Origin of the sequence: Mesorhizobium sp. M7A.F.Ca.CA.004.06.1.1, assembly GCF_003999135.1 — a bacterium.
Taxonomy (GTDB): Bacteria; Pseudomonadota; Alphaproteobacteria; order Rhizobiales; family Rhizobiaceae; genus Mesorhizobium.
On record NZ_RZPQ01000739.1, the window covers coordinates 1 to 2,926 of the forward strand.

Consider the following 2,926-nt stretch of genomic DNA (forward strand, 5'->3'; position numbering starts at 1 on the left):
TGCTGGAGCAGATCGATCCGGACCGCCCCTCGCCCGGCATAGTCATCCCCTTCCACTCGCCCTCCCCCGACGAAGCCGACCGCCAGGGCGCGGAATTCACTGGATCGACGGTGACCACGCAGATGTTCTGGGATTCCGATCTCGGCAAGACGATCGAGACCGCGGCCTATTCGCTTTACCGGCGCAAGAACCCCGAACTGGAGAAGAAGATCGATGCCGTCATCGACATGTATGGCAAGCTGCAGCAGGAGGACGGCTATCTCTCGAGCTGGTATCAGCGCATCCAGCCCGGCAAGCGCTGGACCAATCTGCGCGACTGCCACGAGCTCTATTGCGCCGGCCACCTGATCGAGGGCGCGGTCGCCTATTACCAGGCGACGGGAAAACGCAAGCTGCTCGACATCATGTGCCGCTATGCCGACCATATCGCGTCGGTGCTCGGCCCCGAGCCCGGCAAGAAGAAGGGCTATTGCGGACATGAGGAGATCGAGCTGGCGCTGGTCAAGCTGGCGCGGGTGACAGGCGAGCGGAAATACATGGAGCTGGCCAAATACTTCATCGACCAGCGCGGGCAGCAGCCGCATTATTTCGACGAGGAGGCCCGCGCCCGCGGCGCCGACCCGAAGGCCTATCATTTCAAGACCTATGAATACAGCCAGTCGCACATCCCGGTGCGCGAGCAGGACAAGGTCGTCGGCCACGCGGTCAGGGCGATGTACCTCTATTCCGGCATGGCCGACATCGCCACCGAATATGGCGACGACACGCTGCGGTCGGCGCTCGACCTTCTGTGGGACGATCTCACCACCAAGAGCCTCTATATCACCGGCGGGCTCGGGCCATCGGCGCACAATGAGGGGTTCACCAGCGACTATGACCTGCCCAACGAGAGCGCCTATGCCGAGACCTGTGCAGCGGTGGGCCTGGTGTTCTGGGCCAGCCGCATGCTCGGCATGGGGCCGAATGCGCGCTACGCCGACATGATGGAACGCGCCCTCTACAACGGTTCGATCTCGGGCCTGTCGCTCGACGGCTCGCTGTTTTTCTACGAGAATCCATTGGAAAGCCGGGGCAAGCACAACAGGTGGAAATGGCACCGCTGCCCGTGCTGCCCACCCAATATCGGGCGCATGGTCGCCTCGATCGGCAGCTATTTCTACAGCCTGGCCGACGACGCGTTGGCCATCCACCTCTATGGCGACTCGACCGCCCGTTTCGACATATCGGGCGTCCCGGTCGGCGTGACGCAGACGAGCCGCTATCCCTGGGACGGCGCCGTCGAGATCGTGCTCGAACCGCAGGCGCCGGTCGAATTCACCTTGCACCTGCGCATTCCAGCCTGGAGCGCCAGTGCCCAGTTGAAGGTGAACGGCGAGGCCATCAAGCTGGCTGAGATCACCAGCGACGGCTACGCCGCGATCAAGCGGACATGGAAGAAGGGCGACAATATCCGGCTCGATCTCGAAATGCCGATCGAGCGGCTCTATGCCAACCCGCAGGTGCGCCAGGATGCCGGCCGCGTCGCGCTGTCGCGCGGCCCGCTGATCTATTGCGTCGAGGCATCAGACAATGACAGCCAGCCGCATCGCCTGACGCTGCCGCGGACGGCCACCATCGAAGCGCAGCACCGGCCGGAACTTCTCGGCGGCGTGGTGACGCTGTCGACCGCGGCACTTGCCGATGCCGCCGACGGGTGGCGGGACGGGCTCTACAGGCCCGAGCCGCCGGCCACCGCCGAGACGCGCCTGACCGCCATTCCTTATTTCGCCTGGGACAACCGCGAGCCCGGCGAGATGCTGGTATGGCTCAGGGACGGGTGAGTTGTGATGTTAGCCCGATCTCTTCGGCTACCAGTTCCTGCAGCCGCCACAAATTGCGGTCGCGGATGCCGCAGGCTTCGAGGTGGCGGATCGTCTCGAAAAGATATTGCGCGCCCGAGCCCCAATGACCAACGGCTGTCACCAGCGTCGCCGCGATCGCCTGCTTGTCGAGCTTGCCGGCATAACGCGGATTGGCGGGATCGACGACGAAGCCAAGCGCGCGACATGGGCCGCCTTCGGTCCTGACCTGCAGCCAGCGCGGCACGTTGACGGCGGGCAGGATGGTCATTTCGCGGCGCAGGTGCGCTTCGAGGTTAGCCGCCACCGGTTCCGCGATCTCGAACACCATGCCCTGGCACTGGCCGCCGCGATCGAGCGCCATCATCAGGCCGGGCTGCTCGACCGTGCCGCGAAAACGCTGCACCGTGAAGCAGAACGAACGATGCCAACCGCTGGCCACCGCGCGTTCTCCGCCCCTCACCTCGCCGGCGGGCTTCCACAACAGCGAGCCATAGGCAAATAGTTTCAGCGGCCCGGCCGGAGCGCCGGCCAGCACCTCGTCGCGGATGCGCGCATAGTCGGCATCGGTCATGTGAACCATGCCCGGCGTCGGCCCGGCATCCTCGACAGCACGCATGGTGCGCGCGACCAACGCCTCGGTCAGCGCCATCGGCGTGTTGCGCGGGACCCTCGATGATGCGGTGGAAATGGCCTTGCTCATCTTCGCGCTCCCAGTCCTACCGCCATGTTGCTGAAGGCTGAAGGATTCTCAAGGGCCGTGCAGCCGAGATAGATCACGAGTGGCCGATGCCGCTCTTGCGTGACGCGTCTTGGAACGATGTTGCCGGCAAACTGTTCTGTTCCTTGCCGGAGGATGCCATGAACGATGCGTCGGCACAGCCCGCTGGCCCCGTCCTTTCATCGGCGGAGCGCGTCAACACGCTGTCCCATTTCCACCGCGCCGAGATCGCTCGCATGGCGGGATGGCGCGACCGGCTCGACCTGACGACCAATTGGGCAATCACGGTGGTGGCGGCGCTGCTTTCGGTATCACTCTCGACGGCCAGTGCGCATCACGGCGTGCTGCTGTTCGCCATGCTGCTGAT

At 64.7% G+C, this 2,926-nt stretch carries 3 protein-coding genes; 2 read left to right on the forward strand and 1 reads right to left on the reverse strand.

What is annotated here, in order from left to right; translation table 11 throughout:
• A partial coding sequence (locus EN906_RS29300) for a glycoside hydrolase family 127 protein (protein WP_164777443.1) occupies positions 1–1,820 on the forward strand: 1,820 nt, incomplete at its 5' end.
• Here the strand turns inward: EN906_RS29300 and EN906_RS29305 are convergent.
• Positions 1,807–2,541 carry a gamma-glutamylcyclotransferase gene (locus tag EN906_RS29305; RefSeq protein ID WP_127375570.1) on the reverse strand — a complete coding sequence of 245 codons (735 nt, stop codon included), beginning with the start codon at positions 2,539–2,541 and terminating at the stop codon, positions 1,807–1,809. The genes EN906_RS29300 and EN906_RS29305 overlap by 14 nt on opposite strands.
• Positions 2,542–2,699: 158 nt before the next feature.
• On the opposite strand from EN906_RS29305, the gene EN906_RS29310 reads away from it, so the two are divergent.
• Positions 2,700–2,926, forward strand: a 227-nt coding sequence (locus tag EN906_RS29310) for a DUF2270 domain-containing protein (protein WP_127375571.1), incomplete at its 3' end; no start/stop codon positions are given.

Excerpts from the sequence above, each read along its gene's own strand:
- EN906_RS29305 (WP_127375570.1), bottom strand. The coding sequence starts at position 2,541 with ATGAGCAAGGCCATTTCCACCGCATCATCGAGGGTCCCGCGCAACACG.